Annotated in this window: 22 protein-coding genes and 1 tRNA gene; 12 read left to right on the top strand and 11 right to left on the bottom strand. The window is 64.9% G+C overall.

Going from position 1 to position 25,365, the window contains the following annotated elements:
• Positions 1 to 10: 10 nt before the first annotated feature.
• The gene (gene mnmG / locus ACVDHE_RS05010; protein ID WP_458885808.1) at positions 11 to 1,876 is read right to left on the bottom strand and encodes a tRNA uridine-5-carboxymethylaminomethyl(34) synthesis enzyme MnmG; all 1,866 of its coding nucleotides are present in this window, start codon (positions 1,874 to 1,876) and stop codon (positions 11 to 13) included.
• A 15-nt stretch (positions 1,877 to 1,891) separates the two neighbouring features.
• Positions 1,892 to 2,104 (bottom strand): helix-turn-helix domain-containing protein, encoded by a 213-nt coding sequence (locus tag ACVDHE_RS05005; RefSeq protein ID WP_325226521.1) that lies wholly within the window; start codon positions 2,102 to 2,104, stop codon positions 1,892 to 1,894.
• A gap of 88 nt (positions 2,105 to 2,192) precedes the next feature.
• On the opposite strand from ACVDHE_RS05005, the gene ACVDHE_RS05000 reads away from it, so the two are divergent.
• Positions 2,193 to 2,369 (top strand): hypothetical protein, encoded by a 177-nt coding sequence (locus ACVDHE_RS05000; protein WP_458885807.1) that lies wholly within the window; start codon positions 2,193 to 2,195, stop codon positions 2,367 to 2,369.
• On the opposite strand, the gene ACVDHE_RS04995 is transcribed toward ACVDHE_RS05000, so the two are convergent.
• The 4 genes from ACVDHE_RS04995 to ACVDHE_RS04980 all read right to left on the bottom strand — a co-directional run bounded on the left by ACVDHE_RS04995 (position 2,366) and on the right by ACVDHE_RS04980 (position 8,582).
• Positions 2,366 to 3,220, bottom strand: a complete 855-nt coding sequence (locus tag ACVDHE_RS04995; protein WP_458885806.1) for a metallophosphoesterase — start codon at positions 3,218 to 3,220, stop codon at positions 2,366 to 2,368. The genes ACVDHE_RS05000 and ACVDHE_RS04995 overlap by 4 nt on opposite strands.
• Positions 3,221 to 3,373: 153 nt before the next feature.
• On the bottom strand, positions 3,374 to 7,390 hold the full coding sequence (locus ACVDHE_RS04990) for an FtsX-like permease family protein (RefSeq protein ID WP_458885805.1): 4,017 nt from the start codon (positions 7,388 to 7,390) through the stop codon (positions 3,374 to 3,376).
• 65 nt (positions 7,391 to 7,455) lie between these two features.
• Positions 7,456 to 8,163 (bottom strand): ABC transporter ATP-binding protein, encoded by a 708-nt coding sequence (locus ACVDHE_RS04985; RefSeq protein ID WP_458885804.1) that lies wholly within the window; start codon positions 8,161 to 8,163, stop codon positions 7,456 to 7,458.
• Positions 8,160 to 8,582: a MarR family winged helix-turn-helix transcriptional regulator gene (locus ACVDHE_RS04980; protein WP_213037090.1), complete on the bottom strand. Its 423-nt coding sequence runs from the start codon at positions 8,580 to 8,582 to the stop codon at positions 8,160 to 8,162. Before ACVDHE_RS04980 ends, ACVDHE_RS04985 begins: the two co-directional genes overlap by 4 nt.
• 601 nt (positions 8,583 to 9,183) lie before the next feature.
• Between ACVDHE_RS04980 and ACVDHE_RS04975 the strand changes: the two genes are divergently transcribed.
• The 3 genes from ACVDHE_RS04975 (at position 9,184) to eno (ending at position 13,825) form a co-directional block, all read left to right on the top strand.
• Positions 9,184 to 9,807 (top strand): hypothetical protein, encoded by a 624-nt coding sequence (locus ACVDHE_RS04975; protein ID WP_213037089.1) that lies wholly within the window; start codon positions 9,184 to 9,186, stop codon positions 9,805 to 9,807.
• 313 nt (positions 9,808 to 10,120) lie between these two features.
• Positions 10,121 to 12,250 (top strand): sodium-translocating pyrophosphatase, encoded by a 2,130-nt coding sequence (locus ACVDHE_RS04970; protein ID WP_458885803.1) that lies wholly within the window; start codon positions 10,121 to 10,123, stop codon positions 12,248 to 12,250.
• Between the two features lie 273 nt (positions 12,251 to 12,523).
• Positions 12,524 to 13,825: a phosphopyruvate hydratase gene (eno, locus tag ACVDHE_RS04965; protein ID WP_213037088.1), complete on the top strand. Its 1,302-nt coding sequence runs from the start codon at positions 12,524 to 12,526 to the stop codon at positions 13,823 to 13,825.
• A gap of 193 nt (positions 13,826 to 14,018) precedes the next feature.
• On the opposite strand, the gene ACVDHE_RS04960 is transcribed toward eno, so the two are convergent.
• The 3 genes from ACVDHE_RS04960 to ACVDHE_RS04950 all read right to left on the bottom strand — a co-directional run bounded on the left by ACVDHE_RS04960 (position 14,019) and on the right by ACVDHE_RS04950 (position 15,104).
• Positions 14,019 to 14,522 carry a hypothetical protein gene (locus ACVDHE_RS04960; protein WP_458885802.1) on the bottom strand — a complete coding sequence of 168 codons (504 nt, stop codon included), beginning with the start codon at positions 14,520 to 14,522 and terminating at the stop codon, positions 14,019 to 14,021.
• A gap of 159 nt (positions 14,523 to 14,681) precedes the next feature.
• Positions 14,682 to 14,773, bottom strand: a tRNA-Ser gene (locus ACVDHE_RS04955).
• A 151-nt stretch (positions 14,774 to 14,924) separates the two neighbouring features.
• Positions 14,925 to 15,104 carry a hypothetical protein gene (locus ACVDHE_RS04950; protein ID WP_213037085.1) on the bottom strand — a complete coding sequence of 60 codons (180 nt, stop codon included), beginning with the start codon at positions 15,102 to 15,104 and terminating at the stop codon, positions 14,925 to 14,927.
• A 148-nt stretch (positions 15,105 to 15,252) separates the two neighbouring features.
• On the opposite strand from ACVDHE_RS04950, the gene ACVDHE_RS04945 reads away from it, so the two are divergent.
• Together ACVDHE_RS04945 and ACVDHE_RS04940 are read left to right on the top strand one after the other, a co-directional pair.
• Positions 15,253 to 16,338, top strand: coding sequence for a GNAT family N-acetyltransferase (locus ACVDHE_RS04945; RefSeq protein WP_458885801.1), 1,086 nt, complete (start codon positions 15,253 to 15,255; stop codon positions 16,336 to 16,338).
• 44 nt (positions 16,339 to 16,382) lie between these two features.
• On the top strand, positions 16,383 to 17,351 hold the full coding sequence (locus tag ACVDHE_RS04940) for a sodium:calcium antiporter (protein WP_458885800.1): 969 nt from the start codon (positions 16,383 to 16,385) through the stop codon (positions 17,349 to 17,351).
• A gap of 54 nt (positions 17,352 to 17,405) precedes the next feature.
• Here the strand turns inward: ACVDHE_RS04940 and ACVDHE_RS04935 are convergent, their stop codons facing one another.
• Positions 17,406 to 18,020 (bottom strand): NUDIX hydrolase, encoded by a 615-nt coding sequence (locus ACVDHE_RS04935; protein ID WP_418724682.1) that lies wholly within the window; start codon positions 18,018 to 18,020, stop codon positions 17,406 to 17,408.
• Positions 18,017 to 18,910: a diacylglycerol/lipid kinase family protein gene (locus ACVDHE_RS04930; protein WP_458886154.1), complete on the bottom strand. Its 894-nt coding sequence runs from the start codon at positions 18,908 to 18,910 to the stop codon at positions 18,017 to 18,019. The genes ACVDHE_RS04935 and ACVDHE_RS04930 overlap by 4 nt, the downstream gene beginning before the upstream one ends.
• A gap of 161 nt (positions 18,911 to 19,071) precedes the next feature.
• Here ACVDHE_RS04930 and ACVDHE_RS04925 point away from each other — a divergent pair, with 161 nt between their 5' ends.
• From ACVDHE_RS04925 to ACVDHE_RS04900, 6 genes are all read left to right on the top strand, one after another.
• On the top strand, positions 19,072 to 20,313 hold the full coding sequence (locus tag ACVDHE_RS04925) for an AI-2E family transporter (protein WP_213037082.1): 1,242 nt from the start codon (positions 19,072 to 19,074) through the stop codon (positions 20,311 to 20,313).
• Between the two features lie 184 nt (positions 20,314 to 20,497).
• Positions 20,498 to 22,024, top strand: coding sequence for an ABC transporter substrate-binding protein (locus ACVDHE_RS04920; protein ID WP_458885799.1), 1,527 nt, complete (start codon positions 20,498 to 20,500; stop codon positions 22,022 to 22,024).
• Positions 22,025 to 22,075: 51 nt separating this feature from the next.
• Positions 22,076 to 23,026 carry an ABC transporter permease gene (locus ACVDHE_RS04915; RefSeq protein ID WP_213037080.1) on the top strand — a complete coding sequence of 317 codons (951 nt, stop codon included), beginning with the start codon at positions 22,076 to 22,078 and terminating at the stop codon, positions 23,024 to 23,026.
• The gene (locus ACVDHE_RS04910) at positions 23,023 to 23,829 is read left to right on the top strand and encodes an ABC transporter permease (RefSeq protein ID WP_213037079.1); all 807 of its coding nucleotides are present in this window, start codon (positions 23,023 to 23,025) and stop codon (positions 23,827 to 23,829) included. Before ACVDHE_RS04915 ends, ACVDHE_RS04910 begins: the two co-directional genes overlap by 4 nt.
• Before the next feature lies 1 nt (position 23,830).
• Positions 23,831 to 24,622 (top strand): ABC transporter ATP-binding protein, encoded by a 792-nt coding sequence (locus ACVDHE_RS04905; RefSeq protein WP_458885798.1) that lies wholly within the window; start codon positions 23,831 to 23,833, stop codon positions 24,620 to 24,622.
• Positions 24,619 to 25,362: an ABC transporter ATP-binding protein gene (locus tag ACVDHE_RS04900; RefSeq protein WP_213037077.1), complete on the top strand. Its 744-nt coding sequence runs from the start codon at positions 24,619 to 24,621 to the stop codon at positions 25,360 to 25,362. The genes ACVDHE_RS04905 and ACVDHE_RS04900 overlap by 4 nt, the downstream gene beginning before the upstream one ends.
• The last annotated feature ends 3 nt before the right edge of the window (positions 25,363 to 25,365 follow it).

Raw genomic sequence — 25,365 nt, 5'->3', positions numbered from 1 at the left:
AGAGGGGGGCTTATTTTTCCAGCCAGATCATCAGCGCCGCCATGTCCGCGGGGCTGACGCCGCTGATGCGGCCGGCCTGGCCGATGTCCGCCGGGCGGACGGCGGAGAGCTTTTCCCGGGCTTCCAGCCGCAGACCGGAGATGGCGTTGTAGTCCAGGTCCGGCGGCAGCTTCCGGGACTCCATGCGGCGGAAGTCCTCCACCTGCTTTTGCTGGCGGCGGATGTAGCCCTCGTACTTCACGGAGATCTCCACCTGTTCCCTTACGTCCGGCGGCAGGTCCGGCCGGCCGGGGTCGAAGGGGGCCAGATCGGCATAGTGGAGCTGAGGCCGCCGCAGCAGGGCCGCCAGGGGGCAGCCGTCGGGGGCGTCCGACGTGCCCCGCTCCGTCAGCAAAGCGGTCAGGGCCGCCGAGGGGGCGGCGCCGGTGTGGGTCAGCCGGGCGATCTCCCGGTCCACGGCGGCGTACTTTTCCTCCACCTGCGCCAGACGCTCCCGGCTGACCAGGCCGATGTCATAGCCCCGGCGGGTCAGCCGCTGGTCGGCGTTGTCCTGGCGGAGCAGGAGCCGGTACTCGCTGCGGGAGGTCATGATCCGGTAGGGCTCATTGGTGCCCTTGGTCACCAGGTCGTCGATGAGGGTGCCGATGTAGCTCTCCGACCGGGAGAGGACGAAGGGGGACTCCCCCCGGAGCTTCCGCACGGCGTTGACCCCGGCGCAGAAGCCCTGGACAGCGGCCTCCTCGTAGCCGGAGGAGCCGTTGAACTGTCCGGCGCCGTAAAGGCCGGGCACGGCCTTGATCTCCAGGGTAGGTTTCAGAGCCAGGGGGTCGATGCACTCGTACTCGATGGCGTAGGCGGGCCGGGTCATCTCCGCGTGGGTGAGGCCCGGCACGCTGTGGAGCATCTGCAGCTGCACCTCCTCCGGCATGGAGGAGGAGAAGCCCTGGATATAGAGCTCCTCCGTGTTCAGCCCCATGGGCTCCACGAACAGCTGGTGGCGGAGCTTGTCCGGAAAGCGGACGATCTTGGTCTCAAAGGAGGGGCAGTACCGGGGGCCCACGCCCTCGATGACGCCGCCGTAGAGAGGCGAGCGGTCCAGGTTTTCCTGGACGATGCGGCGGGTCTCCTCCGTGGTCCAGGTGAGATAGCACACCGCCCGGTTCTCCGGCGGGTCTTGGGTGGCATAGGAGAAGGGCACCGGCAGTGCGTCCCCCTCCTGCAGTTCCATTTCGTCAAAGTCCACGCTGCGGCGGAGGACCCGGGGCGGCGTGCCGGTCTTGAACCGGCGCAGGGGAAGGCCCAGGGCCTTCAGGGACCCGGTCAGCCGGGCGGCGGCATGCATCCCGTCGGGGCCGGAGTCCTCCACGCACTCGCCCACAATGGTTCGGCCGGAGAGGTAGGTGCCCGTGGCCAGGATCACCGCCCGGACGGCGAACACCGCCCCGGTGGAGAGGACCACGGCGCTGACCGCGCCGTTTTCCGTCCGGATCTCCACCACCTCTCCCTGGCGGACGGACAGGTGTTCCTGCCGCTCCAGGGCGTGCTTCATGTACGCCTGGTAGCGCCGCCGGTCCGCCTGGGCCCGGAGGGACCACACGGCGGGGCCCTTGCCCTTGTTCAGCAGGCGGTACTGGATGCAGCAGGCGTCCGCGGCCCGGGCCATCTCGCCGCCCAGGGCGTCCAGCTCCCGGACCAGGTGGCCCTTGCCGGTGCCGCCGATGGCGGGGTTGCAGGGCATGTTGCCCACGGCGTCCAGGTTGATGGTAAAGACGATGGTCTCCATCCCCAGCCGGGCGGCGGCGAGAGCCGCCTCGATGCCGGCGTGTCCGGCGCCGATGACGGCGATATCAAATTGTCCGGCCTGGAATTCGGTCATAAAGCGGATTTCCTTTCAGCGGTGTGCGTGGGGATCGTCCGTGCGGTCCATGAGCCAGTCCACGGAGACGTCGTAGAAGTCGGCGATGTGCAGCAGGGCGTCATACCGGGGCTTGGCGCCCAGTTCCAGATCCTGATAGCCCCGGGCGGACAGGCCCACCTCGGCGGCCACCTCCGCCTGGGTCAGATGCCGCTCTTTTCGGAGAGCACGGATTTTTTCGGCAAACATGGCATAGACCTCCTTGACACACAGACAACTATGTGTTACGATGATAGACACATATAACTGTGCTTTTATCTGAGAGGGGGAAATTGTTGTGCGAGAAATTCCCGACATCATCGACCTTCTGTATCACGCCTGGATCCCCAGCCCGGACCCCCGCCAGTGGCCGGAGTACCTGCGCCAAGACCCGGTCCGGGGGTACGGCCTCTACTGCTTTTACCAGGGGATCGCCCTGGGCCTCCAGCTGGAGGAGGCCTGCCGGGAAGTTTAAGCCCGGTGCAGCGTCACCACCGCCACCTCCGGCCGGTTGAAGAGACGGAAGGAGGGACCGGAGTTGCCCAGGCCCCGGGTGACGAACAGGGCGGAGCCGTTTGCCTCGTAGAGCCCCGCCGTATAGGAGGGGAAGAGGGTCCGGTCTGTGGAGAGCAGGCCGTCGGTGAAGGGCAGGCGGATGATGCCGCCGTGGCCGTGGCCGGAGAGGACCAGGTCCGCGCCCAGCAGGCTGTACTGCGTTTCAAAGTGGTCGTTGCGGTGGGCCAGCAGCATCCAGAAGGGATCGCCGCAGGCGGCGTACACCTCCGCCGCCACCGTCTCCGGGGGCTTTTGGTCGGCGTAGCCGTTGGGGTCGTCGATCCCGGCCAGGACCACCGTGTCCCCGTTCCGCTCCAGCGTCACGAAGCTGTTGGAGAGGACGGTGACGCCCTGGGCGGCCAGCCGCTCCTTCAGCTCCGGCACGTCCCCGATGGCCCACTCGTGGTTGCCGGTGACGTAGTAGGTGGGGGCGATGGCGGAAAGGCCCGCGGCCACCGTCTCGGCAAAGCCCGGCTCCGGGCCGCGGTATTTGTCCTCCAGGTCCCCCAGGTAGAAGATATATTCCGGCGCCTGCTCCGCCACCGTCTCGAAGAGGTCGGCGTTGTCCTCGCCGAATTCGGCGCCGTGGAGATCGCTGAGGACCACGATGCGGCAGCCGTCAAAGCCCGCGGGCAGATCGGAAAACGCCGGGTCGAAGCGGTCCACCTCCAGCGAGGTGTTCTCCCACCGGGCGAACAGCACCAGGGCCGCCGCCAGTGCCGCCAGGACGGCCAGACGCCGGAGGGGGTGTTTTCGGGTATGCTTTGCCATGGAACGGGGTCCTCCTTGAAAGCCGGGGCATCCTGCGCCCGGCAGGCAAAAAAACATGTCAGCCGTGCCGAAACCGGCACGGCTGACATTATACCATAGGAGAGCCTCTCCTGGCGAGAGAAAAAATATACAAAGAAGTGTCGGGAGCGCGGTTTATTCCGCACTTTTGAGGGATTCCACCATGTCGATGCCCTTCATCTTCCGGTGGGCCAGCAGGCTCACCGCCGCCGAGAACAGCGCCGTCAGCAGCGCCGCCCAGACATAGGCCGTGGGGTCTGTGTCCCGGCCGAACATCATCAGGTCGATCTCCACGGACTTCACCAGCCATACGTGGAGGAAGTGGCCCAGCACGCAGCCCAGGACGATACCCACCGCCGTCAGCACCACGTTCTCCCGGTTGACGTAGGCGGAGACCTCCCGGTCGTAGAAGCCCAGCACCCGGATGGTGGCCAGCTCCCGCTTGCGCTCGGTGATATTGATGTTGCTGAGGTTATAGAGCACCACCATGGCCAACGCCGCGGCGGAGAGAATCACGATGACCACCACGAAGTCGATCCGCTCCATGGAACTGAGGTAGGTGTCCCGGGTGGTCTCCATGCGGGTGGCGGACTGGACGCCCTGGAGGCTCATCAGGTCCGCGAACACCGCGTCGCACAGCGCCTGGCCGCTGCCGGTCAGGGTCAGCAGATAGGCGGTCTCCCGGTAGTCCTCGCCGAACACCTCCTCGTAATAGGCGGGGGAGAGGTAGATGAAGTGGCCCAGGTAGTGCTCCGTCACCGCCGCCACGGTGACCTCCGCCCGGGTGTCGCCGTCCACGGTGATGGAGTCCCCGGGGCCCACGTCCAGCAGCTCCGAGAGCTTCTGGTCGATGACGGCGCCGTCCTCCGGCACGGTCAAAGGCTCGCCGTCCATGGTACGCAGCGTCACAAAGTCCCCGATCCGGCCGGGGTCCGCCGCTTCCAGATAGGCGGTGGTGGAGTAGGTGTCCGTCTCCGCCGTGACGCTGGTCAGGTAGCAGGGCAGGGCGTCCACCACGTCGCCGCTGCCGGAGAGATAGCCTTCGATGGCCTCCCGCTCCGTGTCCAGCAGGTTGTCCGCCACCGCCACCTGGGCGGTGTAGTGGTAGATCTCCTCGTACTGGCGGCTCATGGTGCTCAGCAGGGAGGCGCGGATGCCGAAGCCCGCGATGATGAGGGAGGTGCATCCGCCGATGCCGATGACCGTCATCCAGAACCGCTTCTGATAGCGCAGCAGGTTCCGGGCCGTGACCTTGTGGTTGAAGCTCATCCGCCGCCACAGGGGGCGGATGTACTCCAGCAGCACCCGCTTGCCAGCCTTGGGGGCCCGGGGCCGCATGAGACTCGCCGGGGTGTCCGCCAGGGAGGCCAGGCATGCCGCCAGGGTGGAGACGGTGGTGCAGGCTGCCGCCGCGCCCACCGCCGCGGCGCTGATGCCGGGGTAAAACGTCAGCTCAATGTCCGGTACGTCGTACATGATCTGGTAGGCAGTGAAGATCATGGAGGGGAACAGGGTGAAGCCGATGGCTAGGCCCAGCGCGCCGCCGATCAGGGCCGGCAGCAGCCCGTAGCCCAGGTACTTGCGGGAGATGGTCCAGCGGGTGTGGCCCAGGGCCTTGAGACAGCCGATCTGGACCCGCTGGTCGTCCACCATGCGGGTCATGGTGGTCAGGCACACCAGCGCCGCCACCAGGAAGAACAGCACCGGGAACACAGAGGCCAGATTGCCCATTCGGTCCGCGTCCTGGCCGAAGCCAAGATACCCGGGGTTGGAGTCCCGGCTGAGGATATACCACTCGCTGGAGCCGATGTCCGCGATCTTCCGCCGGGCGTCGGCCAGCTCGTTTTCCGCGTCGGCGATCTTCTCCTCCGCCTCCGCCTTGCCGTCCAGGTACTCCTGGTAGCCGTCGGCGTATTCGGCCTCGCCGTCCCGCAGCTCCGCCAGGGCGTCGTCCAGCTCCCGCTGGCCGTCGGAGCGCTCGGCCTCCAGGGTCACCTTTCCATCCTCCAGCTCCTGGAGGCCGTCGTAGTATTCCGCCCAGCCGTCGTCCAGCTCCTGCCGGCCGTCGGCCAGCTCGGCCTGGGCGTCGGCCAGTTCCGCTTTGGCGTCCGCCAGTTCTTTCTTTCCGTCGGCCAGCTGGTCCTCTGCGTCGTCCAGCTCCGCCTTGGCCTCCTGAAGCTGCTTCCAGGCGTCGTTCAGCTCCGCCAAGCCCGCCCGGTAGTCCCACCAGCCGCTGTCCAGCTGGGCCCGGCTGGAGGCCAGCAGGGCATAAGAGGACCGCACCGCCTCGGCGCTGGCGGGGATCTGGTCTCCCGCGGCGGCGATCTGGGCGTAGGCAGCCTTTACATCCTCCCGGGTGGCACCGGGGCCCATCTGCGCCGCGATGGCGGCGTCGATGGCGGCCAGATTGGTGTTCACCTTGTCCAGCTGGTCCTGGAGGCCGTCCCGCTGGCCCTGAAGCTGAGCCAGCTGGGCCCGCAGGGCGTCCAGCTCGGCGGAGGCGTGAAGAAGCGCCATGGACAGCATCTGAGCCGTCTCGCCCTCCTGGTCGGAGCCGCCCTCTTCACCGGAGCCGCCCTCCTGGCCGGAGCCGCTCTCTTCGCCGGAGCCGCCCTCCTGGTCGGAGCCGCCCTCTTCGCCGGAGCCGCCGGCGCCCTCCTGGGCCTCCAGGTCGGCGATCTGCTGCTTCAGGGCCTCAATCTGCGCGTCCAGCTGACCGATGGCGCCGGTCAGCTGGGCCTGGGAGGCCTCCAGGGTCTCCAGGTTTTCCGCCAGGGTCTTGAGGGCGCTGATCCGCGCCAGAGCGGCCTCCACCGCCTGATGGGCGCTGCCGCCGGCATCGCTGCCCTCCGCCAGCAGGGCCTGGGACAGAGCGTCGGCGGAGGCGTAGCCGCTGCCCGGCAGCACGAAGCTGGTCACGAAGCCGTCCAGCTGCTGCTTGCCGCTGGCATACTGGGCCTCGCCGGACTGGAGCTTTCCGTAGGCGTCATCCAGCTGCCGCTCGCCGGCGCGGTACTCCGCCAGGCCGTCGTTGTACTCGTCCCAGCCGTCCTCCACCTTCTTCTTGTTTTCCTCGTATTCCGCCAGGCCGTCCTCATACTCCGCCAGGCCGTCCAGGTACTCCTGGTAGCCGTCGGCGTACTCGGCCTCGCCGTCGGCCAGCTCCGTCAGGGCGTCGGCCAGTTCCTGCTCGCCGTCGGCCAGTTCCTGCTCCGCGTCGGCGATCTCCCGGCGGAAGGTATCCAGTCCGTCGTAGTATTCCGCCCAGCCGTCGTCCAGCTCGGCCCGGGCGTCGGAGAGCTCCTGCTCCGCGTCGGCGAGCTCCTGCTCCGCCTCGGCCTTGGCGTCGTCCAGTTCCGCCTGGGCGTCGTCCAGCTTCTCCGTGGCCTCGTCCACCAGGCTCTCCCGGCGCAGCTTCGCCCGCTCCTCGCCCAGAGGCTCCAGCGCGTCCACCACGCCGTCCACCAGATCGTCATATTCCTCTGAAAAGGCGGTGGTCTCCGCCGCGCCCTCCACGGTCAGGTACAGAGCGGTGTAGTAGTCCATGGCAAAGGCGGACCGGGGCAGGTACAGATACGCCGCCACCTGGCCGGTGCCCAGGGTGGAGGTGCCCCGCTCCACGCTGATGTACAGGGGGCTGATGACCACGCCCACCACGGTGACGGTGTCCACGGCCAGGGCGTCGGCGTAGTCCCCGGAGGTAGACAGGGTCAACTGATCCCCGATCTCCAGATTCAGCAGCTCCAGCAGGTGCTCCTCCGCCACACACTCGTCCGCCGCCCGGGGCATCCGACCGTCGGTGAGGGTGATCGTGTTCAGCTCCTGGGGCAGGGAGTGGACCTTGGCCACGATGTCCAGGTCCGGGGTCTGGGCGTAGGCGTCCACGGTCCAGCCGATCTCGCCGCCGGACACGCCGGGCTGGTCCAGCAGGACCTCCAGGTCCTCCTCCGTCAGCCCCAGGGTGGACAGGACCTGGATGTCCATGAAGTTCTGCTGGTCCAGATAGCTGTCGCAGGTGTTCTTCATGTCCGGCGCGGTGCACCGCAGACCGGAGAGGAAGGCCACCGCCAGGGCTACCAGGATCAAAATGGACAGAAAACGGCTGCGGGTATACCGGATCTCCCGCCAGAAGTCTTTTTGGATGGCTTTCACCCGCTCACCGCCTCTCTTGCGCAAAATGGATCATACAGAAAAAACAGGGAGACCGCCGGCCTGGCTCACCACTCGATCTGCTCCACCGGCATGGGATGGTCCTGGAGGATCTCCTCGGCCACGGTGCCGTTGCGGATGCGGATCACCCGGTCCGCCATGGGGGTCAGGGCGCTGTTGTGGGTGATGACGATGACCGTCACGCCCTTTTCCCGGCAGGTGTCCTGGAGCAGCTTCAAAATGGCCTTGCCGGTCTGATAGTCCAGGGCGCCGGTGGGCTCGTCACACAAAAGGAGCTTGGGGTTTTTCGCCAGGGCCCGGGCGATGGCCACCCGCTGCTGCTCGCCGCCGGAGAGCTGGGCGGGGAAGTTGTCCTTCCGGTCGGAAAGGCCCACCTCGTCCAGCACCGTGGCGGCGTCCAGGGGGTCCCGGCAGATCTGAGCCGCCAGCTCCACGTTCTCCAGAGCCGTCAGGTTCTGGACCAGGTTGTAGAACTGGAACACGAAGCCGATGTCATGGCGGCGGTAGCCGGTGAGCTGCCTGGCGTTATAGCCGCTGATGACCGCTCCGTCCACAGTGATGGTGCCGCCGGAGCAGGCGTCCATGCCCCCCAGCATGTTCAGCACCGTGGTCTTGCCGGCGCCGGAGGGCCCCACGATGATGACAAACTCCCCCTTGCGGACGGAAAAGGTCACGCTGTCCGCCGCCCGGATCTCCACCTCGCCGGTGCGGTAGACCTTGGACACATTTTCAAAGGAGACGAAGGCGTCGGTCATTGTCCCATCACCTCCACACACCGGTGGATCAGGGCAATGAGGGTCCTGGCGTCATCCTCGCCCAGTCCGTCCAGCATCTTATCGAAATAGGCCTCCATCCGCTCCAGCTTGCCGGCGATCTGCTCCGCTCCCTGGTCGGTGATGGACACCTGGACCCGGCGGCGGTCCGCCTGGGAGTGATGGGTGGACACCAGCCCCTTCCGGGCCAGGGAGGTCAGGGCTCCGGTGATCCGGGACCGGGACAGGTGCAGCTCCCGGCTCAGGTCAGAAGGAAACACCTCCTGTCCCCGGTGCTCCAGCAAAAAGGTCAGGGCCAGGGACTCCCCCTGGAGCAGATCGGCCAGGGCGCCGAAGGCCTCCAGATCATAAATGCTCCGCAAAGACGCAATCAGCTGATGGCGCAGGGCGTCGGTGGACATGCGCGCTCCCTCCTCTCAGAGTAATTCACACCACTAATTGTTCGTACTATGTATTATATCGGCAGACGGAAGGGCACTCAAGGCCGTGCAAAATAAAAAGTACACAAAAAATTAACATCTGTTTTATATAAACTGCCGATAAAACCCTTGACAACCGCAGATGCCCGTGCTATACTGTGTTTACATAAAACGAAAGAAGGGAGGGACGCCGATGCTGAATATGGAGTGGATCGCGCCCGGAGACGTGGACGATCTGATTTTCATGGATTCCCAGTGGAATTCCAGTGAGCGGTAAAAGACCGGAAGACGAGGCCACGCCGTAGGGCGTGGGTTTTTTCTTTTTTCCGGCCGTTTGTATCCGGCTGCTTTCCGGTCTTACAGACCGTTTGACGATAAGGATATCCGCGACCCCGCCGCCCGGTGACACCGGGCGGCTTTTTTCTTGCCCGGCCCGGAAAAGCCGGGGGAAAATTTGCCGGAAAAATGGAAAAAAACGTGGAATTTTACGGGAAAATATGATACGCTCAATTTAGATAAAACGTATGATTTCCCGTTGGAGCGGGAGGCGGGGGGAGGCCCGCCGCAAAAGGAGAGAGTGCGGATGAAAAAACGGAGTGCGCTGCTGGCGCTGCTGATGCTGCTGGTTTTGACCGGCTGCGGCGCGCCCTCCGCCGCCGATGCGGCGGAGAGGGGATCTTCAGAGCAGGAGACGCTGGGGGCGGCCCTGGTGGAGGAGGAGCCGCGTCCTCTGACGCAGATGGAGGTGCTCAGCGCCTATGAACGGGCCATGACGGCATACGGCTGGTTTGAGCTGGCTCCGCTGCCCTGCGGGCCGGAACAGGAGATCGTGGACGGGCGGCTCTACCGGAAGGTGGATTATCCCGGCATTGAGGACATGGCTGATCTGCGGACTTACCTGAGAGTGGTGTTTTCCCCGGAACTGACGGAGCGGCTGCTGGAGCAGGGTGACTACCCGGTGTACCGGGATGTGGATGGCGCGCTGTACGCCTTTGACGGCACTGGCCCGGGCAGAGACAGGGACAGCGGCAAGGGGGCTGTGGAGATTTCCGTAGAGCAGGAGAGCGAGGGCGCCTATTCCGTGGAGGTGAGCGTGGAACTGCTGGACAGCGCCCGCAATGCCGTCATCGGCGTGGAGACCTATTCCTTCCCCTATGAGTTTGTGGAGGGCAGCTGGGTGTTCACCGACTTCCAGATGGTGTATTGAATACGCAAAGATTAACGCAAATTTTATAAAAAACCTGTGCAAAATTTGCGGACCGCGGCAGCAGGCCGGAAACCACTGTTTCTGGCCTGCTGTTTTTGTAGAGAAAATGCTATTTTTTGCGCTATAAAATCGCAAAAAACACGAAAATTTGCATGGAATTGGGAAGAAAAGTGCTAGTTTTCTTTGAATTTTTTTGGTTAAAACGTAAAAATTACAACGTTTGCGTAAAAAAATACGTGAAGGTTACTTGAAAAAACCTTTGCATGTGCTAGAATGATTAAGCACTGTACAACACAAAAAGGAGTGGAGAAAAATGCAAATCCAAAGCCTGTTCTGGATCGGGTTCGTGGGCGCCGTCATCGCCCTCGCATTCGCCAAATTGCAGCAAAGCAAAGTCATGTCCTACTCTGAAGGCAACGAGAAAATGCGCAAGATCGCGGCGTCCATAAGAGAGGGCGCCAATGCATACCTCAAGCATCAGTACACAACCGTTGCAAAGGTCTTTGTAGTGGTGTTCATCATTCTGCTGGTCATCGCCTTCGGCTCCGGCGGAAAGATGCTCTCCCAGTTCACTCCCTTCGCCTTCCTCACCGGCGGCATCTGGTCCATGCTGGCGGGCTTCATCGGCATGAAGATCGCCACCAACTCCAATGCCCGCACCGCGCAGGCCGCCTCTGAGAGCCTGAACAAGGGCCTGCGGGTGGCTTTCTCCTCCGGCTCCGTCATGGGCTTCACCGTGGTGGGCCTGGGCATGCTGGACATCACCCTCTGGTTCTTCATCCTGCGCTACGGCTTCGGCGTGGAGGATCCCATCCAGCTGGGCAACATCATGGTCATGAACGGCATGGGCGCCTCCTTCATGGCGCTGTTCGCCCGTGTGGGCGGCGGCATCTACACCAAGGCCGCCGACGTGGGCGCCGACCTTGTGGGCAAGGTCGAGGCCGGCATCCCCGAGGACGATCCCCGCAACCCCGCCACCATCGCCGACAACGTGGGCGACAACGTGGGCGACGTGGCCGGCATGGGCGCCGACCTGTACGAGTCCTATGTGGGCTCCATTCTGGCCACCTTCGCGCTGGGCGCCGTGGGCGGCTACGGCTGGGGCGGCCTGCTGCTGCCGGTGGCCCTGGCTGTGACCGGCATCATCTGCTCCATCATCGGCTCCTTCCTGGTCAAGACCAAGGAGAACGCCTCCCAGGAGTCCCTGCTTAAGAGCCTGCGCACCGGTACGTACACCGCCGCCATCCTGGCAGCCATCCTGGCGGCGCCTCTGACCTATTTCATCCTGGACGGCCATATGGGCGTGTATGTGGCCATCCTCTGCGGCCTGATCGGCGGCTGCGCCATCGGCTACTTCACCGAGTACTACACCTCCGACACCTACAAGCCCACCCAGGAGCTGGCGGCCGCCTCTGAGACCGGCTCCGCCACCATCATCATTGGCGGTATCTCCCTGGGCCTCAAGTCCACCATGACCTCCATCCTGATCGTGGCTGTGGCCGTGCTGCTGAGCTACTTCTGCGCCGGCGGCTCCACCGTCATCGTGGACGGTTCCGGCGCCTTCACCGAGGCCTTCAACAAGGGCCTGTACGGCATCGGCATCGCCGGCGTGGGCATGCTGTCCACCCTGGGCATCACCCTGGCCACCGACGCCTACGGCCCCGTGGCCGACAACGCCGGCGGCATCGCCGAGATGAGCGGCCTGCCGGAAGAGGTCCGCGAGCGCACCGACGCTCTGGACTCCCTGGGCAACACCACCGCCGCCACCGGCAAGGGCTTCGCCATCGGCTCCGCCTCCCTGACTGCTCTGGCCCTGCTGGTCTCCTACGTCAACATCGTCCAGGAGAACACCACCGAGACGCTGAACTTCACCCTGACCAGCCCCACCGTTCTGGTCGGTATGTTCATCGGCGCCATGCTGACCTTCGTCTTCTCCGCCTTCACCATGAGCGCGGTGCAGAAGGCGGCCCAGTCCATCGTGGTGGAGGTCCGCCGTCAGTTCAAGGAGATCGCCGGCATCATGGAGTACAAGGCCGATCCCGACTACGCCTCCTGCGTGGCCCTTTGCACCAAGGGCGCCTTGCATGAGATGGTCGTTCCTGCCCTGCTGGCTATTATCGTTCCCCTGGCCACCGGCCTGGTGCTGGGCCCCACCGGTGTGGTGGGATTGCTTGGCGGCGTGTCCGTCACCGGCTTTGCCATGGCCGTGTTCATGTCCAACGCCGGCGGTGCCTGGGACAACGCCAAGAAGTACATCGAGGGCGGCCACCACGGCGGCAAGGGCTCCGAGCAGCACAAGGCCGCTGTCGTGGGCGACACCGTGGGCGATCCCTTCAAGGATACCTCCGGCCCGTCCCTGAACATCCTCATCAAGCTGTGCTCCACCGTGTCCATCGTGTTCTCCGGATTGATCCTGGCCTTCAACCTGATGAACGTGCTGTAAGCAGACTGCACTCCCTTTGCCGCCCCGGCGCCTGCCGGGGCGGCGTTTTTTATCTGTTCCGGGGAAAAGCTGCGGCTTTTGGCAATTTCCACAGGAAACCGTCTCAAAATTTGAGAGGAAAAGCAGGGATGGGCCCGGAGCCTCTCGCTTGACAAGGTAATCGTTTACCGATATAATAGGCAGGTAAAATCCACGGGCTTTCCTGCCGAGAAGGGGGCCTGCGGGCCGCTTTCCCGATTTTTTGTCAATCAATCACAAAAGGAGCAGTGTGTTATGAAACAGATTCTTGAGATCGTCGACGTCCTGGGCCGGGAGATCCTGGACAGCCGCGGCAACCCCACCGTTGAGGTCGAGGTGTACCTGGAGGACGGCACCATGGGCCGCGCCGCCGTGCCCTCCGGCGCCTCCACCGGCATCTATGAGGCCTGCGAGCTGCGGGACGGCGACAAGGGCCGCTACAACGGCAAGGGCGTGGAGAACGCCGTGAAGAACGTCAACACCGAGATCGCCGAGTGCCTGATCGGCATGAACGTGCTGGACCAGGTGGCCATCGACAAGGCCATGATCGAGCTGGACGGCACCCCCAACAAGTCCCGCCTGGGCGCCAACGCCATCCTGGGCGCCTCCCTGGCCTGCGCCAAGGCCGCTGCCGAGAGCCTGGGCACCAGCCTGTACAACTATATTGGCGGCGTCAACGCCAAGCAGCTGCCCGTTCCCATGATGAACATCCTCAACGGCGGCGCCCACGCCACCAACAACGTGGAGATCCAGGAGTTCATGATCATGCCCGTCTCCGCCCCCTCCTTCCGGGAGGCCCTGCGCCGCTGCGCCGAGGTGTTCCACGCCCTCAAGACCGTCCTCAAGGAGAACGGCACCCCCGCCGCCGGCGTGGGCGACGAGGGCGGCTACGCCCCCAACCTGAAGAAGGACGAGGACGCCCTGAAGGTCATCGTGGCCGCCGTGGAGAAGGCCGGCTACAAGCCCGGCGAGGACTTCATGATCGCCATTGACGCCGCTTCTTCCGAGTGGTGGGATGAGGAGCAGAAGCTCTATATCCAGCCCAAGTCCGGCCGCAAGCTGACCCAGCAGCAGCTGGTGAACATGTGGAAGAAGTTCGCCGACAACTATCCCATCATCTCCCTGGAGGACGGCATGGCCGAGACCGACTGGGAGGGCTGGGCCATGCTGACCAAGGCCATCGGCAGCCGCGTCCAGCTGGTGGGCGACGACCTGTTCGTCACCAACGTGGAGCGCCTGGCCACCGGCATTGAGAAGGGCGTTGCCAACTCCATCCTGATCAAGGTCAACCAGATCGGCACCCTGACCGAGACCCTGGACGCCATCCAGATGGCCAACCGTGCCGGCTACACCGCCATCGTCTCTCACCGCTCCGGCGAGACCGAGGACGCCACCATCGCCGACATCGCCGTGGCCCTGAACGCCGGTCAGATCAAGACCGGCGCTCCCAGCCGCACCGACCGCGTGGCCAAGTACAACCAGCTGCTGCGCATCGAGGAGGAGCTGGGCGACGCCGCTCAGTATCCCGGCAAGAAGGCCTTCTTCAACCTGAAGTAAGACATTTCCAGGAAGCAGACAGGACCGCCCTCGGGCGGTCCTGCTTTTCCCTGTCGCCCAGCTCCGGGGCCCCCATCCGGGCCCAGCGGCGCGGGCCGGATGGGGAAAGGAGGGGCAAGGGAGCGGAGCGAGGGATGCCCGAACACGGGCGTCCCGAGGGGGAGCGGACTTTGCGCCGACGCGGCGACGCCGCTCAGTATCCCGGCAAGAAGGCCTTCTTCAACCTGAAGTAAGACATTTCCAGGAAGCAGACAGGACCGCCCTCGGGCGGTCCTGTTTTTCCATCACCCGGCGGATTGGATTGCCCGAAGAACCGCCGGGAATTGGGGGCTGCAATATGAAAGACCATAACAAAAGACCCGGTGAAGATGCGCGGGACGAACAGATAAAGACGAAAGCGAGAAGCTATGCGCTGGAGTGGGTAACTGCTGTTGCCCAAATACTGACCATCATCTGCATCGCAAAGGGAAATCCCGCGTGGAAGGGAACCTTGTCGATTTTGTTTTTTGGAATTGCATTCACGTTCTTTTACCGATTTGAGCAGAGGGGAGAGCGGCCGTTCAAGCAAGCGGGCGCCGTGGCCCTTGCCGTGGGGATCGGCCTGCTTGTCTGGTTCGGGATAACCGGATAACAGCGCAGCCGAGCGGCGGTGTTTTGAAAAAGCGAACAGCTGCATGGTCGTTTTTTGAACGACCATGCAGCTGTTTTCTTCGTTTATAAAAATGCGGGTAAACAGAGTTGAACCAGTCCGCACCTCGGTGAAACGTTTGGCTTTGCGGAGCAAAGAAGCGGCAAAATGAGCGGGCCGAGATTTATAAAATAAATCGGAGCAAGCGAAACAACGCTTGCTCCGATGTGGCGGAGAAGGAGGGATTCGAACCCTCGAGACCCTTTAGGGGCCTACATGATTTCCAATCATGCGCCCTCGACCAACTAGGCGACTTCTCCATGTGGTCCAGAACCAAGAAACGGTTTGATTGTAACTGCTGTAAAACGACAGCGTTATTATTATAGCAGAGGTTTTTATAAAGTCAAGCCCCAGGTGAAAAAAAGTTCAAGAAAAAAGGGCGGAGGGTCTGCGCCCTCCGCCCTGCGCGCTTCAGCGCATTTCGGAAACGATGTTGTCCACAGCGTGATCCACGGCGAGACCCAGCTTCTGGATGCTTTTTCCAACCTGCGTTTTCATAGGATCCCGGCTGCTGGCCGCCACCATTCCCAAAGCGGCGCCGGCCATCATCCCGGCGCCCATGCCGACCCAAAATCCGGCACACATCTTCATGCTTCACTCAACTCCTTTTCGCCACACCGCTAGTATGGCGCGTCCTGAGGAAAAAAACCGCCCCGCCGTTTGCCAAATTCCGCCGTCTGCCGTATAATACAACAAAACAATGAAACAAGGGGCAGCTTCATGCCCCGATGGAGGGACCATGACCAGCATCTATCTCATCCGCCACGCCGAGGCGGAGGGCAATCTCTACCGGATCGCCCAGGGCCAGTACAACAGCATCCTCACCGACCGGGGCTGGCGGCAGGTGGCCGCCCTGGCCCGGCGCTTTGCGGACATTTCTGTCGACGCTGTCTATTCCAGCGACCTCTACCGTACCTGCGCCACCGCCAGCGCCATCTACAAGCCCAAGGGCCTGCCCCTGCACCGGGATCCGGCGCTGCGGGAGATCTGCGTGGGCGTCTGGGAGCAAAAGACCTGGGGCGAGATCGCCCGGGAGAGCCCGGAGCAGCTGGAGTACTTCACCCACCAGCTGCACCTGTGGCACGTGGAGGGGGCTGAGACCCCGGTTCAGGTTCGGGACCGGGTCCTGGCGGCGGTGCGGGCCATCGCCGCGGAAAACGACGGGAAGACTGTGGCGGTATTCTGCCACGGCTGCGCCATCCGCATCCTGCTGGCGACCCTCCAGGGCATCCCCCTGGAGGAGCTGGGCACCACGCCCCACGGGGACAACACCGCCGTGTCCCTGCTGCAGGGGGACGGGGAACACCTGGCGGTGCTCTGGCGGGACGACAACAGCCACCTGCGCACGCCGGAGTTCCTGGCCGGCGAGGGCGGCGCCCATGCCAACGCCCTGGAGCCGGGGCTGTACTTCGAGCCCCTGCGTCTGCCGGAGGAGCAGGCGCTGCTGGACCGGGCCCTGGCGGAGGCCGGGGCCGCGCCGGGCGGCCCGGCGCAGCCGGTCCTGGTGGGCCGCCGCCTGTCGGACGGCCGGGGTGTGGGCCTGGTGCGCTTTGACCCGGCGCGGGAGGAGACGGACGGCCGGGGCTGGGTGGATCTGCTCTGGATCGACGCGGACAGCCGCCGCCGGGGCTACGGCACCCAGCTGCTGGGTCAGGCCGTGGCCTATTACCGGCACCGGAGCCGGTCGGCCCTGCGGACCGCCGGTCCGGCAGAGCTGCCCTTCTTCCGGCGGCGGGGCTTTGTCCCGGCAGGAGAGCCGGATATTTTGGAGAAGAATATCGGCTACGACCCGGAATTCCTGAGTGAGACGGCGCATACCCTCTAACAGACAAGGCGTCCGGGCCCCATACCGGCGCCGGAGAGGGGAGCGTGCCGGTGTTGACAGGTGTGTGGGTGTCCGTGGTGCTGTTTCTGGCGGGACTGGTGCTGATCGTCAAGGGCGGGGACTGGTTCCTGGACGGGGCCGTGTGGATGGCGGAGGCCTCCGGCGTGCCCCGTTTTCTCATCGGTGCCACGGTGGTCTCCCTGGCCACCACCCTGCCGGAGCTGACCGTCTCCCTGACCGGGGTGCTCCAGGGGGCCCGGGACCTGGCGGTGGGCAACGCCGTGGGGTCCGTGGCGGCCAACCTGGGGCTGATCCTGGGGATCGGCGTGCTGTGGGCCCCCGGCGCCGCCGCCCGGCGGCAGCTGGCGCCCCGGGCGCTGCTGATGACCGCCGCCGCGGCGTGCCTGGCGGCGCTGTGCCGGGGCGGGGAACTGGCGTTTCCCGGCTGGCTGGCACTGGCGGCCATCCTGGCGGCCTATCTTGCCGGCAGCATCCGGGAGGCCCGGCGGGGCATGGAGCAGCGGCGGCAGGCCATGCCCCGGGGCCGCACCGTCTCCCGCCGCCGGATGGCCCGGGAGCTGGGGCTGTTCGCCCTGGGCGCCGGCGCCGTGGCTTTGGGCTCCCGGCTGCTGGTGACCCACGGCAGCCGCCTGGCCCTGCTGCTGGGAGTGCCCGCCGGGGTGGTGGGCTCCACGGTGGTGGCCGTGGGCACGTCGCTTCCGGAGCTGGTCACCACGCTGACGGCGGTGGCCCGGCGGGAGACGGCTCTGTCCGTTGGGAACATCGTGGGGGCCAACATCATCGACCTGGCGCTGATCCTGCCGGCCTGCGCCGCCGTCTCCGGCGGGAGCCTTCTGATCGGCCCCCAGACCACGGGGCTGGACCTGCCGGCCTGCCTGGCGCTGTGCGCGGCGGCGGTTGCGCCGCCGCTGCTGACCGGCCGCTTTCACCGCTGGCAGGGGGCTGCACTGTTGGGGCTGTATGCCGGGTATCTGCGGCTGCTGCTGCCATAACACAAAAGCAAACGGGAGCCCGCGCCAGAAAGGCGCGGGCTCCCGTCTGTTTTTTCAAATCTGTTCGGTCCGAATCAGATCCCGGACCAGCCGGGCGGTCATGCCCCAGACGGCATGGCCCTGCCAGTACCACACCGGCACCTCCACCCGGCCGTGGGCCCAGGGGTAGTCGGCGGGGATGCCCACGGGGCCGTATGGGAAATCCGGCGGCACCTGGGGGGCCAGGTCGTAGGTGTAGACCTCCGGCGGGGTCTGGCGGAAGAAATCCAGGGGGGCGGTAAAGGCCTCCGCCACCTCCGCCGGGGAGGGGGACATGGCGGCAAATCCGGCGGGGGACACCAGTCCCAGCACCGGCTGGAGCAGGAATCCCCGCTGGTTGCAGATGAAGTCCGGGGTACCCAGCACCGTCACCTGCTCCGGCGGGATGGCCAGCTCCTCCGCCGTCTCCCGCAGGGCGCACTGCTCCACGGTCTCGCCGGCCTCCATCCGCCCGCCGGGGAAGCACACCTCCCCCTGCTGGCGCAGTCCGGCGGCCCGGACCTCGAACAGCAGGTGCAGCGCTCCGTCCCGCTCCACCAGGGGACAGAGGACCGCGTAGCTGTGCCGGGCGCCCAGCAGGCCCGGCCGGTGGCCGCCGTATCGGCGGCGCAGATAATCCAGCTCTTTCACAGCAGCATCCGCAGGGCGCCCCGGCAGTTGACAATGTCCACGGCGGGGACGCTGGGGGCATATTCCCCGTCCAGGGACCAGGGCAGGTCCTCCTTCGTCTCCAGGTGGAGCTGGGAGACGTGGCGGAAGATCAGGCCCTGGCCGTCGTAGTTCTGATTCAGCAGATCCATCACCAGATTCTGCAGGTCCATGGCGTTTTTGGGGTTGGGGATCAGAAGCAGTTCGAATTTGCCGTCATCCAGCACCACCCGGCCCGGGTCCAGCTTCATGAGCCCGCCGATGGAGGTGGAGTTGCACACGGCGCCGAACAGATACTCACCGTCCAGGGTTTCCCCATCGGCAGTGATCTTCACCCGATAGGGACGCAGAGAGTTGAGGTCCTTCATGCCCTCCAGGATATAGGCAAAGTGGCCCAGGGCGTTCTTGGCGGCCTGGGGGGCGGAGTAGGAGGTCTTGGTAAAGGCGCCGAAGGAGGCCACGTAGGCAAAGCATCGCTGGTTCCACCGGCCGATGTCCAGCACCTGGATCCGCTGCTGCACAATGGCGGCCGCCGCCTGCTCCGGATCGCCGGGGATGCGGAGGCTGGCGGCGAAGTCGTTGGTACTGCCCTGGGGCAGATAGCCCAGCAGAGGCGGATGCTCCAGCCGGGACAGGCCGGAGATCACCTCGTTGAGGGTGCCGTCTCCGCCGGAGGCCACCACCAGGTCATAGTCCCCGCCCTCCCGGGCGGCGGTCTCGGCGGCGTCCCCTGCGGCAGTGGTCCGGTGGATGCGGACCAGGTATCCGTTTTCGGACAAAAGCGCCAGCGCATCGAACAGGGGGCCGCGGGGCTTGCTGCGGCCCGCCTTGGGATTGAAGATCAGCAGCAGTTTTTTGGAGTGTGTGTCCATCAAAAATGCGCCTCCCGCGCGAAAAAAGCAAAAGTGATTCGCTAAAATCGTGTAAGAGACAGTATATCACGGTAAAATGAGGATTGCAATTCCCATGGGGGGTGTGTAGAATGAAAATAGTGTCGAACGCACTCCGCCAAAGCGGAGGAGAAGGAGGAGCCATGAGCCGGAAGAGCAGTTATGTGCGGATGGGACTGACGGTGTTTCTCACCGTCTGCGCCATTTTGCTGTTTTATGACACGCTGTTCGGCAGCCGGGCCGCCGTCATCTTCGGACGGCAGTTCATCAAGGCCCTCCAGCCGGTGTTTCTGGGCGCGCTGATCGCTTACCTGCTGGCGCCGGTGGTGAATTTTTTTGAGCGGAAGCTGTTCCAGAGCCATCTGAGCCGCATCCGCCGGCAGGGGAAGCTGTCGTCCCGCCGGGTGCGGGCGGTGAGCCTGCTGATGACGTGGATCATCGTGTGCGCTGCCGGGTATCTGCTGGCCTCGTTCCTGCTGCCGGAGCTGTACAAGAGCGTGGTGCAGCTGATCTCCAGCGCGGAGTCGTACTATCTCACGGTCCGGGGCTGGGTGGAGCGGCTGCTGGAGTCCAACCCTCAGGTGGAGTCCTGGGTTACGGAGCAGCTGAACATTTATTATAAGGATATCCAGACCTGGCTGACCCGGGAGGTGCTGCCCCAGGCCACCACGTTGATGACGGCCCTCTCCGGCGGCATTGTCAGCGCGCTGAACTTCCTGCTGGACCTGCTGGTGGGCATCATGGTGTCGGTCTATCTGCTGGCCACCAAGGAGCGCTGCGCCGCCAGCGCCCGGAAGATCGTGTGCGGCCTGTTTTCCGGGGCCAACGCCGGATGGGTGCTCCGGGCCGTGAAGAAGGTGGACGAGATCTTCTCCGGCTTTGTCCGGGGGAAGCTGCTGGACTCCCTCATCATCGGCATTTTGTGCTTCATCTGCTGCAGCATCTTCGGCTTTCCCTACACGCCCCTGGTGTCGGTCATCGTGGGCGTCACCAATGTGATCCCCTTCTTCGGCCCCTTCCTGGGCGCCATCCCCAGCATCTTCCTGATTTTGCTGGTTTCGCCGCTCCAGGCGGTGTACTTCGCCCTGTTCGTGCTGGCCCTCCAGCAGCTGGACGGCAACGTCATCGGCCCGCTGATCCTGGGGGACAAGACCGGCATCTCCAGCCTGTGGGTCATCATCGCCATTTTGGTGGGCGGCAGCTTCTTCGGCGTGGCGGGGATGTTCTTCGGCGTGCCGGTGTGCGCGTGCCTGCTGAGCCTGGTCAACTTCATCGTGGAGACGCGGCTGCGCCGCCGGGAGATGCCGGTGGAGACCGAGGCGTACAGCGGTGTCGTCGGAAAACCGGAGGAGCGGGAGGAAAAACCGGACGGAAAGCAGCCGTGATTTTCGGAAAACCCCTTGCAATCAGGGGACCTATCGTGTACAATACAGCCTTGCGGAAGAGTTGGTTACGAAAATAACAAACCTTTCCGCAGGGCTGTTCTTCCAGCCTCATCAATTCTGCCGGGCGGACAGTTTCCGCTCAACACTGACCCGGGACCGGGCAGTGATTGCAAAGGAGCATATCATGAAGAAGAGAACCTTGTCGCTTCTTCTTCTGGTCAGTCTCCTGGGCGCCGTACTCACCGGATGCGGAGGCGGCAGCACAGAGGAGACGCCGGAGGAGGGCGCGGCGGCCAACGCCATCACCGTTGGCATCGCCCAGGACCTGGACAGCAGCCTCGACCCTCACAAGACCGTGAAGGCGGGGACACGGGAAGTCATGTTCAATGTGTTCGAGGGCCTGATGAAGCCTACGCCGGAGGGAGACCTGATCCCGGCTGTGGCGGAGAACTATACCATTTCCGACGACGAGACCGTCTATACCTTCACCATCCGGGAGGGCGTCAAGTTCCACAACGGCGACACCGTGGACGCTGACGACGTCGTGTATTCCCTGGAGCGGTGCATCGACCCCCAGGAGGCCGACATCGTGCCGGTGGACGGGTTTGCCATCATCGATTCCGTGACGGCTGCGGATGAAAAGACCGTGGTCATCACTCTGGCCGAACCCAGCAACGAGTTCGTGTCCTACCTGACCACCGCCGTCATCCCGGCGGACTACGATCAGCAGGACACCGCCCCCGTGGGCACCGGCCCCTTCCGGTTCGTCTCCCGCACCGCCCAGGACTCCGTGGTCCTGGAGAAGTTCGACGGGTACTGGGGCACCCCCGCCTATCTGGACACGGTGACCTTCAAGATCATCGAAAACGCCGACAGCCTGCTCATGAGCCTCCAGAGCGGGGCCATCGACCTGTGCGCCCACCTGACCAGCACCCAGACCGCCCAGCTGGGCGATGAGTTCCAGATCCTGGAGGGTACCATGAACCTGGTCCAGGCCCTGTATCTCAACAACGCCGTGGCGCCCTTTGACAACGAGCTGGTGCGCCAGGCCCTGTGCTACGCCGTGGACCGCCAGCAGATCCTGGACCTGGCCTTCGACGGGTACGGCGCCCTGATCGGCTCCAGTATGTATCCGGCCTTTGCCAAGTATTTTGACGACAGCCTCACCGATTACTATACCTACGACCCCGACAAGGCCGTGGAGCTGCTGACCCAGGCCGGCTATCCCAATGGCTTCGACATGACCATCACCGTGCCCTCCAACTACCAGCCCCACATGGACACCGCCACGGTGCTGGTGGAGCAGCTCAAGGCCGTGGGCATCAACGCCACCATCGAACCCATCGAGTGGGAGAGCTGGGTGGCCGACGTGTACACCGGACGGCAGTTCCAGTCCACCGTGGTGGGCGTGGACGCCTCCAACATGACCGCCCGGGCGCTGCTGGAGCGGTTCACCTCCGACTATGACCGGAATTTCATCAATTACAACAACGCCGACTACGACGCCCTGTTCCAGCAGGCCATCGCCTGCTACGACGACGCCGAGCAGACGGCGCTGTACAAGCAGATGGAGCGCAACCTGACCGAGCATGCCGCCAACGTCTACATTCAGGACCTGGCGGACCTGGTGGCCCTGCGGACGGGGCTGGAGGGGCTGCAGTTCTATCCCATCTACGTGCTGGACCTGTCCACGGTCCGCTACGCCCAGTAATATGAGAGGCGGCCGATTTTATGCCGCCGGCCCGAGAGGGGGACGAGGACGATGAAGTATGCTCTGCGGCGGATCGCCATGCTGCTTCTGACCATGGTCATCGTCTCCCTTTTGGCGTTCGTGGCCTTTGATCTGATTTCCGGCGACCCTGCCACCGCCATGCTGGGTACCCAGGCCACCGAGGAGAACGTGGCCGCCCTGCGGGCCCAGCTGGGGCTGGACCGGCCCCTGCTGATCCGCTACGGGGAGTGGCTGCTGGGCTTTTTCACCGGAGACCTGGGCACCTCTTACAGCTATTTTCAGCCCGTGTGGGAGCTGATCGCCTCCAAGGTGGTGCTGACGCTGACCCTGAGCCTTTTGAGCTTCGTGCTGATCGTGGCGGTGTCCGTGCCCCTGGGGGTGTGGTCGGCCCGCAGCGCCGGCGGCGTCCGGGAGGCCGGACGCACCACCGTCAACCAGCTGTGCATGGCGGTGCCGCCCTTTTTCACCGGCATTTTGCTGACGTGGGTGTTCAGCACCGTGCTCCATGTCTTTACCCACGGCCAGTTCCCGGGTCTGGACACGGACCTGTGGGGGTCCCTGGGGTATCTGGTGTTCCCCGCCGTGTCCCTGGCCATCCCCCGCATCGCCATGACGGTGCGGATGCTGCGCAGCACCATCCAGGCCGAGATGGGCAAGGCCTATGTCCGCACCGCCATCTCCCGGGGTAACGACCGCCGGGGCGTGCTGCGCCGGCATGTGCTGAAAAACGCCCTGGTGCCGGTGGTCACCTTCCTGGCCCAGACCATGGCCGAGATCGTGGCCGGCAGCATCGTGGTGGAGCAGGTGTTTGCCCTGCCGGGCCTGGGGCGGATGCTGGTGGCGTCCATCTCCAACCGGGACTATCCGGTGGTCCAGGCCATCGTGGTGATTTTGGCCTTCTGGGTGGTGCTCTCCGGCACCGCCGCGGACCTCATCAACCAGCGGATCGATCCGCGCCTGCGGCTGGGAGGTGACCTATGAGACGGGGCAACGGTTATCTCTGGGCCGGCGCCATCCTGGCGGCGGCCATGGGGCTGGTGATCCTGGTGGGCTTTTTCTGGACGCCCTACGATCCCACTGCCATCTCCGTGGGGCCCAAGTTCGACCCGCCCTCCTGGCAGCACCTGCTGGGCACCGACAACTTCGGCCGGGACATCCTCAGCCGGATCATGAAGGGCGCCGGCACCACCTTCGCTATTGGCGCGGCCACCGTGGCCATCGGCGCCGTGTGCGGCACGGCCATCGGGGCCCTGACCGGCTACTTTGGCGGCATCGCCGACGAGATCCTCATGCGCCTGGGCGACACCCTCACCGCCTTCCCCAGCATCCTGCTGGCCCTGGTGGTGATCTCCCTGCTGGGCCCGGGCAACAAGTACAACGTTATCCTGGCGCTGGGGCTGGTGTTCATCCCCAGCTTCGCCCGGGTCACCCGCACGGCCTTCGCCGGCCTGCGGGACGTGAACTATGTGAAAAGCGCCCGGCTCATGGGCGCCGGCAGCGGCCGCATCCTGGCGGTCCACATCCTGCCCAATACCCTCTCCGTGCTGCTGCCCGCCGTCACCATCGGCTTCAACAACGCGGTGCTGGCGGAGGCCTCCATGAGCTTTCTCGGCATCGGCGTCACCCCGCCGGACGCCTCCCTGGGCTATATGCTCTCCGAGGCCCAGAGCATGATGGGCGCCGCCCCCTGGTACGCCGTGAGCACCGGCCTTGCCATCGTGGTGATGGTATTCAGCGTGGGCCTCATCGGCGAGGGACTGCGCCGGGGCGGGGAGGAGGATTGAGATGCTGACCATTGAAAACCTCCATGTGAAGTTCCACAACCGCGCCCGGGAGGCCGTGGCCGGGGTGTCCCTCTCCATCGCGGACGGGGAGATCCTGGGGCTGGTGGGCGAGTCCGGCTCCGGCAAGTCCGTCACCGCCATGAGCGTAGCGGGACTGCTGCCCCGGAAGCAGTGCGATTACAGCGGCAGCGTGTACCTGGACGGCGTGGAGCTGCTCCACGCGGACCGCGCGCTGCTGCGCAAGGTCCAGGGAAAGTCCATCGGCGTGGTGTTCCAGGAGCCCCAGACCTACATGGACCCCCTGATGAAGGTGGGCCACCAGGTAGAGGAGGTCCTGCTGATCCACACGGATCTCACGCCCCAGGCCCGGCGGGACCGGGCGCTGGAGGCCCTGGCGGCGGTGGAACTGCCGGATCCGGAGACGGTCTATGAGAGCTATCCCTTTCAGCTCTCCGGCGGCATGTGCCAGCGGGCCATGATCGCCGCGGCCATCGTGGCCCGGCCGGGGCTGCTGCTGCTGGACGAGCCCACCACCGCCCTGGACGTGACCATCCAGGCCCAGATCCTGGCGCTTTTGAAAAAGCTCAACCGGGAGAGCGGCATGTCCATGCTCTTCATCTCCCACAACCTCAATGTGGTGCGCAAGCTGTGCACCCGGGTGGCGGTGATGCAGCGGGGCGTGCTGGTGGAGGAAGGGGACATCGACCAGGTCTTTTTCCACCCCCGGCACGACTGCACCAAGCGGCTCATCGCCGCCATCCCCACCCGGCACCGGAAGGAGGACGCCCCATGAGCGAGGAAAAATTGGCCCTCTCCGTCCGGCACGTCACCAGCGGCTACCGGGACGGCGGCGTGTTCCAGCGGCGCAAGGGCCCCTATCAGGAGGTCCTCCACGACGTGACCTTCGACGTGCGCTACGGGGAGATCCTGGGGCTGGTGGGCGAGTCCGGCACCGGTAAGTCCACTCTGGCCCGGACCATCCTGGGCATGGTGCAGCCGGAGTCCGGTGAGGTGATCCACTACACCAAGCGGCCCCAGATGATCTTTCAGGACCCGTACAGCTCCCTGAACCCCGCCTACACGGTGGCGTGGATCCTGGAGGAGCCCCTGCGGATCTACGGCAAGTACGACCGGGCCGAGCGGCAGCGCCGGGTCCGGGATATGCTGGAGCGGGTGGAGCTGCCGGAGGAGTGCCTGGCGGCCCGGCCCTCGGAGCTCTCCGGCGGCCAGCGCCAGCGGGTGTCCATCGCCACGGCCCTGATCCAGCGGCCCAAGTTCCTCATCGCCGACGAGCCGGTCAGCGCCCTGGACGTGACCATCCAGGCCCAGATCCTGAAGCTGCTGAAGAATCTGCGGGACGAGCTGGAGCTCAGCTACCTCTTTATCTCCCACGATCTGGGTGTGGTCTATCAGCTCTGCGACCGGGTGCTGGTCATGAAGGACGGCCGGGTGGTGGAGCAGGGGACCGTGGACGAGATCTTCGACCATCCGCAGCAGGACTACACCCGGCAGCTGCTGGCCGCGGCGGAGTGAGCC

It is taken from the genome of Dysosmobacter sp. Phy, assembly GCF_054476235.1.
The sequence above is the reverse complement of the archived record's forward strand: the minus strand, read 5'-3'. Positions and strand labels throughout refer to the sequence as shown.

Coding starts and splice junctions, on each gene's coding strand:
- ACVDHE_RS04985 (WP_458885804.1), bottom strand. CDS start 8,163: ATGACCGACGCCTTCGTCTCCTTTGAAAATGTGTCCAAGGTCTACCGC.
- ACVDHE_RS04900 (WP_213037077.1), top strand. CDS start 24,619: ATGAGCGAGGAAAAATTGGCCCTCTCCGTCCGGCACGTCACCAGCGGC.
- ACVDHE_RS04925 (WP_213037082.1), top strand. CDS start 19,072: ATGAGCCGGAAGAGCAGTTATGTGCGGATGGGACTGACGGTGTTTCTC.
- ACVDHE_RS04910 (WP_213037079.1), top strand. CDS start 23,023: ATGAGACGGGGCAACGGTTATCTCTGGGCCGGCGCCATCCTGGCGGCG.
- ACVDHE_RS04980 (WP_213037090.1), bottom strand. CDS start 8,582: ATGTCCACCGACGCCCTGCGCCATCAGCTGATTGCGTCTTTGCGGAGC.
- ACVDHE_RS04920 (WP_458885799.1), top strand. CDS start 20,498: ATGAAGAAGAGAACCTTGTCGCTTCTTCTTCTGGTCAGTCTCCTGGGC.
- ACVDHE_RS05005 (WP_325226521.1), bottom strand. CDS start 2,104: ATGTTTGCCGAAAAAATCCGTGCTCTCCGAAAAGAGCGGCATCTGACC.
- ACVDHE_RS04960 (WP_458885802.1), bottom strand. CDS start 14,522: ATGGTCGTTCAAAAAACGACCATGCAGCTGTTCGCTTTTTCAAAACAC.
- ACVDHE_RS04945 (WP_458885801.1), top strand. CDS start 15,253: ATGACCAGCATCTATCTCATCCGCCACGCCGAGGCGGAGGGCAATCTC.
- ACVDHE_RS04930 (WP_458886154.1), bottom strand. CDS start 18,910: ATGGACACACACTCCAAAAAACTGCTGCTGATCTTCAATCCCAAGGCG.
- ACVDHE_RS04970 (WP_458885803.1), top strand. CDS start 10,121: ATGCAAATCCAAAGCCTGTTCTGGATCGGGTTCGTGGGCGCCGTCATC.
- ACVDHE_RS04950 (WP_213037085.1), bottom strand. CDS start 15,104: ATGAAGATGTGTGCCGGATTTTGGGTCGGCATGGGCGCCGGGATGATG.
- ACVDHE_RS04915 (WP_213037080.1), top strand. CDS start 22,076: ATGAAGTATGCTCTGCGGCGGATCGCCATGCTGCTTCTGACCATGGTC.
- mnmG (WP_458885808.1), bottom strand. CDS start 1,876: ATGACCGAATTCCAGGCCGGACAATTTGATATCGCCGTCATCGGCGCC.
- ACVDHE_RS04975 (WP_213037089.1), top strand. CDS start 9,184: ATGAAAAAACGGAGTGCGCTGCTGGCGCTGCTGATGCTGCTGGTTTTG.
- ACVDHE_RS04995 (WP_458885806.1), bottom strand. CDS start 3,220: ATGGCAAAGCATACCCGAAAACACCCCCTCCGGCGTCTGGCCGTCCTG.
- ACVDHE_RS04905 (WP_458885798.1), top strand. CDS start 23,831: ATGCTGACCATTGAAAACCTCCATGTGAAGTTCCACAACCGCGCCCGG.
- eno (WP_213037088.1), top strand. CDS start 12,524: ATGAAACAGATTCTTGAGATCGTCGACGTCCTGGGCCGGGAGATCCTG.